Below are 12781 nucleotides of genomic sequence, written 5' to 3'. Positions count from 1 at the left end.
CTAGTCTTCTACTTTCTCAAATAATAGCGCAACCCCTATCCCGCCTCCAATTCCTAATGTAGCAATTCCATATTTCATATGCTCTCTTTGCGCCTGATAAAATAAACGTGTTACAAGCATAGCCCCAGATGCACCGTACGGATGACCGAGCGCAATTGCCCCACCATTTACATTTAATTTTTCATACGGAATTTGTAACTCCTTTGCACAAGCTACAACTTTTGAGGCAAATGCTTCATTTATTTCAAAATAATCGATGTCCTCTACTTTCATATTCATTTCGTTTAATAATTTGTTCACCGCAAATATTGGACCAGTTCCTGGAAGATTGGGATCTACTCCAACTACAGCACTACGAACGAAACGAAGTACAGGTTTATAACCTAACTTTAAGGCTTGTCCCTCTTCCATTACAAGAACAGCACATGCCCCATCATTTACACCACATGAATTACCTGCCGTCACTGTTCCATTTTGTAAAAATGCGGGCTTTGTTCTTTTAATGATTCGTTCATAATTCATTTCTAGCTTTATAGATTCATCTAATAATCCATTAAAAGAAAATATTTCATCATGTATATAGCCTTTTTCTAACGCTTGCAATGTCCGCTTATAACTAAGACAAGCGTACTCGTCTTGCATTTCTCTCGTTATGTTATAACGCTGCGCAACATATTCAGCCGCTACTCCCATGTCAGGATCACCAATTGTTTCAGGTGAAAATCTTGCTCTTTTTTGAAAAGGTGACGTACTTGTACTCTCTACTCCTCCTGCAATATAGCAATTACCTGCTCTGCCTTGAATGAAATGACACGCAGTTCGAATTGCTTCTAAACCAGCACCACATTGCCGATCAATCGTTACACCAGGAATATGATAGCCAAGTCCCGCCTCTAAAGCAGATAGTCTCGCAATATTCCCTCCTGGCCCAACAACATTACCTAATATGACATCATCTATTTCCCTCTCAATCCCTTTACTTAAAAACGTAAGAAGCGGCGTTGCTAATTGCTGAACTTCATACTCTTTTAACATCCCATTCTTCTTACCAATAGGTGTTCTTTTCGCCTCTACAATAACTGCTCTATTCATATATTTTCTCCCGGTTTTCAATCATACTTTTTGCTTCCATACGAGCGATTTTCCCACTATTTGTATAAGGTATTCCATCTACAAAATGCCATTCTTTCGGTATTTTAAACGAGGATAATCTCTGTAAGCAAAAACTCTTTAATTGTTGTTTCGTAGCACTTCCTTTTACGATCGCGACGGGCTTTTCACCCCAGTAACTATCTTTCACACCAATTACAACTATTTCATCGACAGCTGGGTGTTCATGTAATACACTTTCTATTTCTTCTGGATAAATATTGATTCCTCCAAATAAAATCATATTCTTCTCTCTACCAACAATATATATAAAGCCTTCTTCATCTTCATAGCCTACATCTCGCACTGTCATCCAGCCTTCTGCATTCAACTCCCGTGTTAAAACCCCATCTATTATGTATCCCATAAAAAACTGATCACTTTTCACATAAACAGTTCCTATTTCACCTTTTTGTACTTCTTCGCCTGCTTCATTACATATTCGAACTTGCACATTATGACAAGGTTTTCCTACTGAATTTGGTCTTCTTTCGCTTTCTGCATCGACTAGTGCTGTTACAAAACTTAACTCTGATGCACCATAAAATTCATATCTTTTCGCATAAGGAAATATATTCTTTATTTTTTCTTTCGCTTCAGTTTCCCATTTCGCTCCTGACGAAATAATTTTCACTTTATTTTCTATTACTCTATTTTCTTTATATAAAGATTCAAGCATTGTCGGAACTGTATACATAACTGATATATTTTCAGTTTCTAACTGATCTAGTACTTGATTTGGAATGAACTTTCTCATAATGTACACCGTTTGTCCTACATATAATGCACTTATTGCCCCGTATAAGAAAAGAGAATGAACGAGCGTCCCAGCTATTAAAATCGAATCCTCCCTTTTCATATAAAAGTCATGTACATTACAATCAAAACTATGAACCCACGATTGTTGTGCACGTAAAAATGCTTTTGCTGTTCCTGTTGATCCTGATGTAAATCCCATATAAAAAGGAGCATGTTGTACACTTTCTACAGTGGAATATGTAGGAAGATATTTCTCTATCATTCTTTTCCACTCATCAATTTCAATTACTCTTCCTTCTTCATCCAATAGATCATTCACCTTATATCGTTCTGTCACAATCATATCCGGATTACTAATTTCAATTCTTTCTCTGAGCTCATCTTGTTTCCACTTTATATCTAACGGAACACAAACCCACTCGGCCATAGCGGCACCAGAAAATAGTTGTAAAAACTCTATACGATTTTCTAATAGGATTGCTATCGTTTTATTCTTCAATTTTTTTTCATTTAACCAGCTTGCTACTTTACAAACTGATTCAAACCACTCTTTATATGTTAAAACTCTATCATTTTCCTTTATCGCTATTTTATTTGGTTGTAAAGAGGCATGCTTTTTATATTCTTTTGTAATCCCCATGTGAGATGTCCTTTCTTTACAAAAATAATAAAAAGAAACACGCAATAAACGTGTTTCTTCCCTTTATCATCCCGCATTTGTATATTTTCCATTCTTTAAAGCGGGTGTAATAATATGTTTCAATGAACGATGTAATTTTGTTACGAGAACTGCCGCAATAATTGCTTTTATACAATCCCCTGGTAAAAACACAGCACTCACTTTCATTGTCTCCCATACAGAAACATTCATTAAAAACGCTTGTACAGTAATACCAAATACATAAACTACGAAAATACCACCAATTATATTAATACATAATACTTTTATAATAGAAACTTCACGTAAACGCTCAATTAAATAACCAATAACAAACGCTCCAATAATGTAACCAAGTAAATATCCTGCACTTGGCCCAACAAATACACCAAGGCCACCACGTCCACCAGCAAGTAATGGTGCTCCAACTCCTACAATAAGTAAGAAAATAAGCTGACTTAACGCACCTAGACGTGATCCTAACAACCCACCCGCAAGCATAACACCGAGTGATTGCAATGTAATCGGAACTGGTGTAATAGAAAGAGCAATCGGAGGTATTAACCCTAACACTCCCATAATAGAACTAAATAAAGCGACGAAAACTAAATTTTTTGTATTCATATTTGCTTCTCCTATTTGTAAACTTAAAATGTTTCTCAGATAACATATTACAGGAGTTATATTATCTTTCTATTTAGTTTTTGTCAACCAGTTAAACATATTAGTTTACAAATATAAATTCAATTATTTCTCTTTATGCAAATGCTCAAGTTCTTTCCGAAGCGCCTGCTTTAAAAACTTCCCAACAGATGTTTTCGGTATTTCTTCCATAAATACAATATCGTCTGGTAACCACCACTTCGCAAACTGTGGTTTTAAAAACTCATATATTTCTTCTTTCGTTACTGTACTATTTTTCTTTTGAACGACGCAGGCAACAGGTCGCTCTTGCCACTGAGGGTGAGGAATTGCAACGACAGCCGCTTCAAATATAGCATCATGTGCCATTAAAGCATTTTCAAGATCGACAGAAGAAATCCATTCTCCCCCGCTTTTAATAACATCCTTCGTACGGTCAACAATTTTCACGCAACCTTCCTCATCCACTGTGACAACATCACCAGTATATAACCATCCATCGCGAAACCCTTCGACAGTACGATCATCGTTATAATAGCTTTCAGCGATCCACGGTGCTCGTAAACATAATTCTCCCATCTCAGTACCATCCCACTTCACTTCACCATTTGTCCCGACTACTTTCATCTCGACACCAGGTACAAGATATCCTTGTTTAGAGCGAATTTCTAGTTGCTCTTCATACGATAATTCCGTTTCATAACTTTTCAAACGTGCAAGTGTTACGAGTGGACTCGTTTCAGTCATACCATATGCATGTATGAACGGAACATTATGTTTCTGTTCAAATGCTTTAATAACACTTTTCGGCGCCGCTGCACCTCCGCATAGTATTCTCGTCATACTAGATAAATCGTAACTATTATTTTCTAACTCTTGTAATACGCCGAGCCAAATTGTCGGCACACCCGCAGCTAACGTCACTTTTTCTGATTGAATCATCTCTAATAAAATTTTCGGAGTAAACATCGGTCCAGGAAGAACTTGTTTTGATCCAAACCAAGTAGCAGCGAAAGGAAGTCCCCAAGCGTTCACATGAAACATAGGGACGATTGCCATTGCTGCATCACTTTCCGATAAAGCAGCTGTATCAGCTAAACCGAGTGCCATACAATGCAAAACAGTACTACGATGCGTATATACAACACCTTTTGGATTTCCTGTAGTCGCTGACGTATAACACATACCAGCAGGTGTATTTTCATCAATATCTTTTACAAATTGGAAATTTGGATTGCCTTCTTCTAATAGCTTTTCATAATGATATACAGGTTCCAGCGTAGTATTTGGGAGTTCATCTTTATCAGTCATAATAATGTAAGCTTGTACAGTTGATAATTGTGATTGAATATTTTCAACGAGTGGTACGAGATCTTCATCTATAAGTAGAACTCGGTCTTCTGCGTGCTGAATAATGTATGAAATATGTTGAGGAGATAAACGAATATTAATTGTGTGCAAAACAGAAGCAATACCTGGAATAGCAAAATACGCTTCCACATGTCGATGATGGTTCCACGCTAATGTTCCTACACGTTCACCTTCTTTAATTCCAAGCTTTTTCAACGCACTGGAAAGTCTTCTCGTCCTTTCCCCTAACTGCTTATACGTTAACGTTGTAACTGTATCATGTGTCCGTGAAACAATTTCTTTCTTCGAAAATAGTTTCTCTGCTCTTTCCATCATAGAACTAATTGTTAGCGGTACATTCATCATCATATTGGTTATATCCCCCTTTAAAGCGTTTTCATTTTTATTCATTATAACAGACATCTACAAATGATTACGAATTTTTTTCTGTATATTCTGAATTATTTCTTTGGAAATAATTCAGAATATACTAAGAAGAAATATACTAAAATTCCTTCTTACGATATATAAATACCGAAATAACAAAAGAAAAGATATATATGATAACGCCAAATATTGTATATAGAATTGAAACGTATACAGATAAATTTAAATTTGATATTGGAAATTGTTCTATTAGATAGCCAATTACACTTTGTAATCCAAAATAAGTAACAAGTCCCCCACATGCGCCCCCAATTGTAATAGCATCAGATTTTTCTGCTCCCAAAACATAGAGGAGTGGATAGGCTATCGCTCCAGCATTAAGAATGATGAACGTTCCTAAAGAAACACTCTTAAATATATCATTATCAATTGGTGTATCTGAAACGAAACTATGTACATAAAATATGCCACACGATAATAAAGTACCAATAATTACAACTAAAAAATAGAAAAAGTAATGACTTTGTACAATGTTATTTCTAGTAACCGGTAAAGTAAGTACATATTTTTCATAACCCGACTTACTCTCATACTTAATAACTTCAAGTGCAGGAATCGCAGCAAATAAGATAGTGAATGTAGCAATTAAACGGTACATTGAAGCATTACCAAAATAAAAAACAAATCCCGATCCTAATATCGCTATTCCCATGAACAGAAAGAAAGTTCGATACACTAGATAATAGTTTGTCAATAATAAACCTTTCATTTATTTTTCACTCCTTGTTAATAAGATACTCATTTCTTCTATCGAGATGGTTCTATGAGCAATACCACTTGGTAATTTATGTACATCTGATACGAGTACATTGAAATATGAACCATGTCCCCTTCTAGCCACAACTATATCTTTGTTAATTAAAGTTAGTTGTTCCTCATCAACATCTACAATGGCGTAACTGTCTAAAACCTTATCTTTTTCTTCGTTCAATAAAATTTCTCCATCTTTTATAATGACAAGATGGCTAGCTATTTTTTCTACATCACTCATAATATGAGAAGAAAGTAATATACCACCATTACTTTTACCTACAAAACTTTTTAATTCCTCTAACACCTCCTCCCTAGATGAAGGATCCAGACCTCCCGTCGCTTCATCTAGGATTAATAATTTTGCATTATGTGACAACGCAACAGCTATAGTTAGTTTCATTGACATTACACGCGAGAATTTACCTACTTTCTCATTAGTAGGTAAAGAAAAAGTATTAACTAATCGATAAAAATTATCTTGATCCCAAGATTCAAACATCTTTTCAAAAACTTTGTTTAGTTGCTTTATTGTAAGATGAGCCGGTAGATTCATAGCATCAAATACGACTCCTATCTTTTCCTTAAGCTTGGCATCTTTATTTATATTTTCTTTACCAAATATTTTTACTGTACCACTATCTTTAGAAATTAGTTCTAGTACCGTTTTAAAGGTTGTTGATTTCCCTGCTCCATTGTCACCAATGAATCCAACAATTGATCCAGACGGCACATTGAAGGAAACATCTCTTAAAACAACTTTGTTTCCAAATGATTTGCTTAAATTTTCAATTTCTAGAAGATTTGACATCATTACACCCCTATCTTAACTTTTCATAAAAATATTTTTTCTCCTATTAAAAATTATCTACTTTTTCTCTCACTTTCTTTTTCAGTTTAAAAATAAAACGATTACTATATTCTTTATTTTCTACTAAAATTCGATACACCTCTAATACTCCTAACACACGAACAAAAAGATAAACTCCAATAGCAATAAGTACAACACAGTAAGGGTAATACTGCACTAATTCTCCTGAAGTGATATGTTTTTTCTCAAACAAAAACGGTATTGCGCCTGCGGCTATAAAACAAAATCCAACGATCATCACTGCTGCATACCTCTTCTTAATAGTCGCATATCTCTTTGTCAATTCTTTTAGAAAGTTTTGATCAAATAGTAGTTCTTCCTTTTTCAATACATTGTATCGACTCTCTTCTATCGTTACAGGTACCATCATCGCTCCAATTCCAAGGACAGCAACAATAATGACAAGGAATGTCGACATTGTTGCATTTTCTTTAAATAATAAATACGGTATTGTAGATAAAATGAGTAAACTAAATCCTAGCGCTATATATTTAGAAATTTTTTGTCCATACACTACATACCCTTCTGCCATTTCCTGACTTACGTAATATCCATCTACATTTTCATTACTTTGCTCAGCAGTTTCTTTTAATAAATAATCGAGTGATACTTCAAATACATTTCCAATCATTATTAACTTTTCAGTTTCAGGAAAACCTTGACCGTTTTCCCATTTACTAACCGCTTGCCTTGTTGTGTTTAATTTCTCAGCTAATGCTTCTTGAGAAAGCGCCTTTTCTTTTCTTAATTTAAAAAGCTTCTCACCAAATCCCATATGTGTGTCCCCCTTTGTTTTCTTAACTAAATTGTATGTAAACATAGCCCTTATCTCTATCTTCCTGCGGTTGCACTTTGTCAACTTGCGGTTGCGATTGTGTTATATAGCGTTTTTTTTCTATACTTAGAACGTTAATAAAAATAGCGCTTCCTAATAGTCCATTTGTTGTTATCAAAATAAAAAAACTCCTTAATTCATTTAAAGGAGTTTTCAATGTAAGATATTTCATTGATTCATATATCTTTCTCTAGATATAAAATACCTTTTTGTATCACGATTCTTACCTTTAATAAACATATCCTTCTGAATTGTATATTTGTACTCCATATTCAAACGTTTCATTAATTTTTCAGATGCTTCATTTTCTGAATCACATCCCGCTTCAATGCTATTAAGATGCAATTCATGAAAACCATAGTAGAAAAAAGCTAACACAGCCTCCGTAGCTAATCCTCTTCCCCAATATTTTCGAGATAAGGCGTATGCAATTTCTGCTGTATGTGTGACCAAATCATATTTTATAAATCCACACGTGCCTATAAGTTTTTTTCCTCTTTTAATACAATTCCAAGAGGTGCTACTTGCCCTCCATTGTACTGACCCACAATTTCTTCTATATAGTTATATGTGTCACATAACGATCGATGAGCATCCCATACAGTAAAAGTTGTCATCTCTTTATCTGTAGCATACTCATATATATGTAAACTATCACTCATATTCATTTTCCTTAACATAAGTCGTTTCGTATACAAAGTTGGATATGACCACTTCTCAATAATCATAACGGTTTCTGTTTAAACCTTTCATAATTCCTTACCTTTAATAAAAGGATATTCCCACAATCTGTACAAATATAAGCATCCACCGGCGAAGATGTGAACATCGTTTCCTTTTTCCGTATTTGTGCATATCCGACAAACTCACCTTCTCCTATATTTTGAGAACCACAATTAGAGCATGTCTGCACGGCTTTTTGTTTCATGAGAGCACCACCTTTAATCTGTTTCTACTCCCTTCGACAGTTCACTTCCATTTCCCTTCCAAAAAACCTCTTATTCTCTCACATTTCAACAGGAATCTCAAAACAAAAATCGTATATGTACTATGAAATATATTTATTAACGGAGGAATTTTATGACTACTGTTATGACACTCGATATGGCAACAGAAATTGAAAATGCAGAAATTGATATGCTCTCTTCTAAATTAGAGAGACTACAAACAATGAGCGGAAACCCAATGCAAGTGCAAATGAAAAAATTCGGTAGTGCCACTGCCTTTTCATCAAAAATAATTGCTGGTCCTGCTTTTAATACGGTAAAAGGTATTACAAATGCAGATGCGATTGATGCAATCATTTCTTATTATGAATCACTACAAATCCCTTGTCGTTTTGAAATTACCCCAGCACAAGGTACAACTGAATTATTTCAATACTTATCTCAAAAAGGATTTTATCAATCTAGCTTCCATACTGCTTTGTATAGTATACCGAGAGAGGGTTCATCACTTCTTCCTTCTAATATTACAATACGAAAACTAAAAGAAAATGAGTTTGATATTTTTGCAGACATTTATGTACGTGGATTTAATATGCCATCCTTTACAAAAGATGGCGTCCGCCAAAATAACGAAATTCTCTACAATAAACCTGGCTGGTATTTTTTCATAGCCGAAGTTCAAAACACTCCTGCGAGTATAGGAGTTCTCTATATAAATAACGGTGTTGCTTCATTAGCTTCTTCTGCTACTTTGCCAGAATTTCAACGTAAAGGCTGTCATACCGCATTAATTCAAAAACGAATTGAAATAGCTATTGAAGCCAATTGTAAGTTAATAGTTGGACAAGCAAGGTTCGGTAGCGGCAGTCAAAATAATATGGAACGTGCCCATATGAAAATTGCTTATACGAAATCTATATGGACTGCAAAAGAAATATAATTAACACTCTTTCTCTTCTCATTACAATTTTATACATTTCATGACAATTCCTTTTCTATCCTATTAATCATTTGAATATTCGAACTAGATTTGATACGCTATTACTAGATACATCATTCAACTTGCAATATGAAAAGAGCATTCTAATCAAACTACAAGGAGGAGAAATGTATGACTAAACATGATCATGGTTTAAAAGAAAAAGTAGAAGGTGCCATTGATAAGGTAAAAGGTGAAGTAAAAGAAGTTGTCGGGAAAGTAACTGACAATAAGAAATTACAAGCTGAAGGAAAATGGGATAAGGTGAAAGGCACTGCTAAAGATACAGTTGGTAATGTGAAAGAAAAAGTACATGAATATAAGGAACATAAGAAAGAAAAATAAAAAAGAGCCCATCGGCTCTTTTTTTATTTTCCTTCATTCTTCTCTAACACGTATAAATCTTCTTCGATATTCGTTAATTTCTCACTTACAAGCTTTCTTGCATCTCCAATTGCTTGATTGTATGCAAATGGTCCAACTAATTTAATCATTTCTTCTATTAAACGCTCTGCTTGGAAACGTCCAATTTCATCTAGATCTTCTTCCATGAAAAATTGCTGAATTTGCGCTACAAGCTCTTCTTTTTTATCATTTGGTATTTTTATATTCATCATCGTTGTTACTCCTCTATATTTAAGATAATATCTTCCTTAACTCTACCATAGAAAAACGATTACCAGGACAGCTTTTTGTAACTCCTTCTAACTCCCTATGACCTAGTATATTTTTTTCCTTTATAGCAAATTGCTTCATAAACATTTTGCATAAAGAATATAATGCATTCACTTGTGCAGGAGTTGGATTGTATTTATCGAAATTTCCCGTCATACATATTCCAATTGTATAACGGTTATGGTCTTTCGCATGCGCTCCAATATGTAAACCTCGTCCTTCCACTACAGTTCCATCTTCTTCAATAAAATAATTGTAACCAATCCCGCTCCACCCCCGTACTTTTTGATGAAATTCATGCGTTTTATACACGTCCCATCCATCTTCAGCTGTATGGTGAATAATCAGTTGATTTACTTTTTCTAAAGGAACTAATTCATCTTGAAATGTTAGATTGACACATTTAATTTCCATTTGAACTGCCTCCTCTTAAAAATCAATCATAATAATCGTTTTATCATCTGGCCTTATTCTCTTTTCCGCTTCTAGCTCTTCAATGATTGCTACATATTCGTTTATACTATTCTTTCTTATATATGCAACAGTTTGTTCTAATGACCAATCTGGGTGGAATAACCCGTCTGAACAAATAAAAATTCCACTCACTTCATCTATATGTAATTCACCATGTTGTAAATAATGTATCGCTTCTTTCATTCCATTTGCAACTGAATAACCATTTGGCATATTTGCAAGATAACGATTGTATTTTAACTGTTGTCGCACATCTTGAAAAACATGTTCTTCTGGTACAGATAACCCTTTTTTACGATCTTCTTCCCTCTTCTTTTTTGCTCGTTTACTAATTCCTTCAACTGTGTCTTTCGTTAATACTTGCATCGTTCCATTTTGAAAAGTTGCGACAATCATACAGTCCCCAAGCTGCGCATATTCAATTTTCTCACCAACTATTTGAACTGCCGCGATACATGTGCACCACAAATGCTCTTTTTTTCCCATGTCTACTTCATATTCTAACATTTTGCTTTGCAATGCTTCATTTGCTTTGGCAACTGCAAATTGTAAACTATGATTCTCTCGTAATGCAGTAAAATAACTTGCAAATAAATGCGAAGCGATGTATGCTCCATTATGTCCCTTTTCATCACGAAACGGGACAAGTGGTGTTGCACCGTCACATACACCATAAATCTTTTTTTCTTTATTACAAAAATAAGAATCCTCACATTCTTGCTTCAACGGGCTTTTCTGTTGATATGTTTTTATCTTCACAACTGTATCCCCTTTCAAATAATAAAATACTCAAATTCTTTTGATTAATCTAATTTACCGAAATAAACTGTTTTTACCCAAAACTTTCAATATCATATATAATCTTGAAATAATATGAATTTTTCAGTGAAGGACGGGAAAGAAATGGTCAGATTCCTTGGTGTTATTATCGGTTCTATTATTATTGCGGTTGCCTTTAATCTTTTCCTTATCCCCCACAAAATTTTAAGTAGTGGAATTGGCGGAATTGCTATTATTTTAGGGATTGTAACCCCTGTAAACACAGGCATTATTAACTTTGTATTAAACTTACCTATCCTTATTTTAGGGTACATAGGTCTTGGAAAAAAAGTAATTTTTAACACAGTTGTCTCTGTAGTTGTATTATCTGTTGCATTATACTACGTTCCAGTAAAAGTCGTAGCAACAGATCCATTGTTATCTTCTATCTTCGGAGGTGTCATCGCCGGAGCTGGTATTGGTCTTGTTTTTAACTGTAATGGATCCACTGGTGGATTTGATATTATCGGTATGCTTTTATCCCGCAAGCGAGACATTAAACTTGGCGGATTCCTTATTATTTTAAATGCAGTCGTTGTAATAATCGCAGGATTCTTCTTCACCTGGGATGTTGCACTTACAAGCTTACTTTCAATTTATGTAACCGGTAAAGTAATTGATGCTGTTCATACAAAACATCGTAAAGTTACACTTATGATTGTAACAAATGAAGCAGAAAAAATGAAAAAACAACTTCTTTCAACTGTTGTACGTGGAATAACGTTACTTGATGGCGAAGGTGCTTATTCAAGCGAGAAAAAGCGTGTACTTATGACCGTCGTTTCTCGTGAAGAATTAGCAAGTATGAAACTAACAATTTCTGAAATCGACCCGAATGCATTCGTTAATATTACAGAAACTGTAGAAGTGTTAGGACTTTTCAGAAGAAGTTAAAGACTAGGTGGGAATCCACCTAGTCTTTATTTTGCATAAATTCAATTCGGTTTCCAAATGGATCTGACACGTAAAATCGAATTACATCTGGCCGTGCATAATCATCAATCACTTTAACACCTTGCTCTATAAGTGTTTGCTTAAATTCATTAATTTCATTCACATAAAAAGCTGGATGAGCCTTTTTAGCTGGTGTAAAGTTCCGCTCGACACCAATATGAATTTCTTGATTTCCGCATTTAAACCAACATCCGCCTCGTTTTTTCAACTCTTCTGGCTTTGGAATTTCTTCCATACCAATCATATTCCCATAAAAATCACGCGCCTCTTCTTCACACCCTACAGGTGCAGCTACTTGCACGTGATTAATCCCTTGAATATAATTTTTCATTTCCTCTCCCCTCCTCTACCCTAATGTTATATGGAAAACAGCCGTCTGTAACTTACAAAAGGTTTATAAAACAATATAAGCTCCCCTTATTACCACCCTGCATTCACCTTACAAAAAATAAAAAAAACAAAATTTATTCTA

At 34.6% G+C, this 12781-nt stretch carries 15 protein-coding genes and 1 pseudogene; 3 read left to right on the top strand and 13 right to left on the bottom strand.

Translation table 11 applies throughout. The features are described from left to right. The 9 genes and pseudogenes from CGQ22_RS13850 to CGQ22_RS13805 form a co-directional block, all read right to left on the bottom strand. Complete coding sequence (locus CGQ22_RS13850) at positions 1-1092, bottom strand: acetyl-CoA C-acyltransferase (protein WP_089148861.1); 1092 nt, start codon at positions 1090-1092, stop codon at positions 1-3. Continuing rightward, positions 1085-2548: an acyl-CoA synthetase gene (locus CGQ22_RS13845; RefSeq protein WP_089148860.1), complete on the bottom strand. Its 1464-nt coding sequence runs from the start codon at positions 2546-2548 to the stop codon at positions 1085-1087. Before CGQ22_RS13845 ends, CGQ22_RS13850 begins: the two co-directional genes overlap by 8 nt. A 66-nt stretch (positions 2549-2614) precedes the next feature. Further along, entirely contained in the window at positions 2615-3190 is a 576-nt protein-coding gene (locus CGQ22_RS13840; RefSeq protein WP_001093336.1) for a biotin transporter BioY, read from the bottom strand. A gap of 123 nt (positions 3191-3313) precedes the next feature. Continuing rightward, entirely contained in the window at positions 3314-4927 is a 1614-nt protein-coding gene (locus tag CGQ22_RS13835; RefSeq protein ID WP_000980210.1) for a long-chain fatty acid--CoA ligase, read from the bottom strand. Between the two features lie 136 nt (positions 4928-5063). Next, entirely contained in the window at positions 5064-5714 is a 651-nt protein-coding gene (locus CGQ22_RS13830; RefSeq protein ID WP_000677364.1) for an ABC-2 transporter permease, read from the bottom strand. Continuing rightward, positions 5715-6566, bottom strand: coding sequence for an ABC transporter ATP-binding protein (locus CGQ22_RS13825; RefSeq protein ID WP_089148859.1), 852 nt, complete (start codon positions 6564-6566; stop codon positions 5715-5717). 46 nt (positions 6567-6612) lie between these two features. Further along, the gene (locus tag CGQ22_RS13820; protein ID WP_089148858.1) at positions 6613-7401 is read right to left on the bottom strand and encodes a helix-turn-helix domain-containing protein; all 789 of its coding nucleotides are present in this window, start codon (positions 7399-7401) and stop codon (positions 6613-6615) included. A gap of 228 nt (positions 7402-7629) precedes the next feature. Further along, positions 7630-8189 (bottom strand): annotated as a pseudogene (locus tag CGQ22_RS13810) (GNAT family N-acetyltransferase). Further along, positions 8186-8389 carry a hypothetical protein gene (locus CGQ22_RS13805; RefSeq protein ID WP_000810193.1) on the bottom strand — a complete coding sequence of 68 codons (204 nt, stop codon included), beginning with the start codon at positions 8387-8389 and terminating at the stop codon, positions 8186-8188. The pseudogene CGQ22_RS13810 and the gene CGQ22_RS13805 overlap by 4 nt, the downstream one beginning before the upstream one ends. A 152-nt stretch (positions 8390-8541) precedes the next feature. Between CGQ22_RS13805 and CGQ22_RS13800 the strand changes: the two genes are divergently transcribed. Next, complete coding sequence (locus CGQ22_RS13800) at positions 8542-9348, top strand: GNAT family N-acetyltransferase (protein ID WP_000214350.1); 807 nt, start codon at positions 8542-8544, stop codon at positions 9346-9348. A gap of 171 nt (positions 9349-9519) precedes the next feature. Beyond that, positions 9520-9732 carry a CsbD family protein gene (locus tag CGQ22_RS13795; protein ID WP_000160410.1) on the top strand — a complete coding sequence of 71 codons (213 nt, stop codon included), beginning with the start codon at positions 9520-9522 and terminating at the stop codon, positions 9730-9732. A gap of 23 nt (positions 9733-9755) precedes the next feature. Here the strand turns inward: CGQ22_RS13795 and CGQ22_RS13790 are convergent, their stop codons facing one another. From CGQ22_RS13790 to CGQ22_RS13780, 3 genes are read right to left on the bottom strand one after another with little or no spacing between them, the layout of a single operon-like run. Then, entirely contained in the window at positions 9756-10004 is a 249-nt protein-coding gene (locus tag CGQ22_RS13790; RefSeq protein WP_000981064.1) for a DUF2164 domain-containing protein, read from the bottom strand. 19 nt (positions 10005-10023) lie between these two features. Further along, a complete protein-coding gene (locus CGQ22_RS13785; RefSeq protein ID WP_089148857.1) occupies positions 10024-10476 on the bottom strand; it encodes a peptidoglycan recognition protein family protein in 453 nt (150 codons plus the stop codon). A 15-nt stretch (positions 10477-10491) separates the two neighbouring features. Then, on the bottom strand, positions 10492-11313 hold the full coding sequence (locus tag CGQ22_RS13780; RefSeq protein WP_002164145.1) for a PP2C family serine/threonine-protein phosphatase: 822 nt from the start codon (positions 11311-11313) through the stop codon (positions 10492-10494). Positions 11314-11439: 126 nt separating this feature from the next. On the opposite strand from CGQ22_RS13780, the gene CGQ22_RS13775 reads away from it, so the two are divergent. Next, a complete protein-coding gene (locus CGQ22_RS13775) occupies positions 11440-12249 on the top strand; it encodes a YitT family protein (RefSeq protein ID WP_000251344.1) in 810 nt (269 codons plus the stop codon). A 19-nt stretch (positions 12250-12268) separates the two neighbouring features. Here the strand turns inward: CGQ22_RS13775 and CGQ22_RS13770 are convergent, their stop codons facing one another. After that, the gene (locus CGQ22_RS13770; protein WP_000800778.1) at positions 12269-12640 is read right to left on the bottom strand and encodes a VOC family protein; all 372 of its coding nucleotides are present in this window, start codon (positions 12638-12640) and stop codon (positions 12269-12271) included. Between the last annotated feature and the right edge of the window lie 141 nt (positions 12641-12781).

It is taken from the genome of Bacillus sp. M13(2017) (genome assembly GCF_002218325.1).
GTDB lineage: Bacteria > Bacillota > Bacilli > Bacillales > Bacillaceae_G > Bacillus_A > Bacillus_A thuringiensis_K.
Note: the sequence above shows the minus strand (reverse complement) of the source record. Positions and strands in the feature narration are given on the sequence as shown.

Coding starts and splice junctions, on each gene's coding strand:
- CGQ22_RS13850 (WP_089148861.1), bottom strand. CDS start 1,092: ATGAATAGAGCAGTTATTGTAGAGGCGAAAAGAACACCTATTGGTAAG.
- CGQ22_RS13845 (WP_089148860.1), bottom strand. CDS start 2,548: ATGGGGATTACAAAAGAATATAAAAAGCATGCCTCTTTACAACCAAAT.
- CGQ22_RS13840 (WP_001093336.1), bottom strand. CDS start 3,190: ATGAATACAAAAAATTTAGTTTTCGTCGCTTTATTTAGTTCTATTATG.
- CGQ22_RS13835 (WP_000980210.1), bottom strand. CDS start 4,927: ATGATGATGAATGTACCGCTAACAATTAGTTCTATGATGGAAAGAGCA.
- CGQ22_RS13830 (WP_000677364.1), bottom strand. CDS start 5,714: ATGAAAGGTTTATTATTGACAAACTATTATCTAGTGTATCGAACTTTC.
- CGQ22_RS13825 (WP_089148859.1), bottom strand. CDS start 6,566: ATGTCAAATCTTCTAGAAATTGAAAATTTAAGCAAATCATTTGGAAAC.
- CGQ22_RS13820 (WP_089148858.1), bottom strand. CDS start 7,401: ATGGGATTTGGTGAGAAGCTTTTTAAATTAAGAAAAGAAAAGGCGCTT.
- CGQ22_RS13805 (WP_000810193.1), bottom strand. CDS start 8,389: ATGAAACAAAAAGCCGTGCAGACATGCTCTAATTGTGGTTCTCAAAAT.
- CGQ22_RS13800 (WP_000214350.1), top strand. CDS start 8,542: ATGACTACTGTTATGACACTCGATATGGCAACAGAAATTGAAAATGCA.
- CGQ22_RS13795 (WP_000160410.1), top strand. CDS start 9,520: ATGACTAAACATGATCATGGTTTAAAAGAAAAAGTAGAAGGTGCCATT.
- CGQ22_RS13790 (WP_000981064.1), bottom strand. CDS start 10,004: ATGATGAATATAAAAATACCAAATGATAAAAAAGAAGAGCTTGTAGCG.
- CGQ22_RS13785 (WP_089148857.1), bottom strand. CDS start 10,476: ATGGAAATTAAATGTGTCAATCTAACATTTCAAGATGAATTAGTTCCT.
- CGQ22_RS13775 (WP_000251344.1), top strand. CDS start 11,440: ATGGTCAGATTCCTTGGTGTTATTATCGGTTCTATTATTATTGCGGTT.
- CGQ22_RS13770 (WP_000800778.1), bottom strand. CDS start 12,640: ATGAAAAATTATATTCAAGGGATTAATCACGTGCAAGTAGCTGCACCT.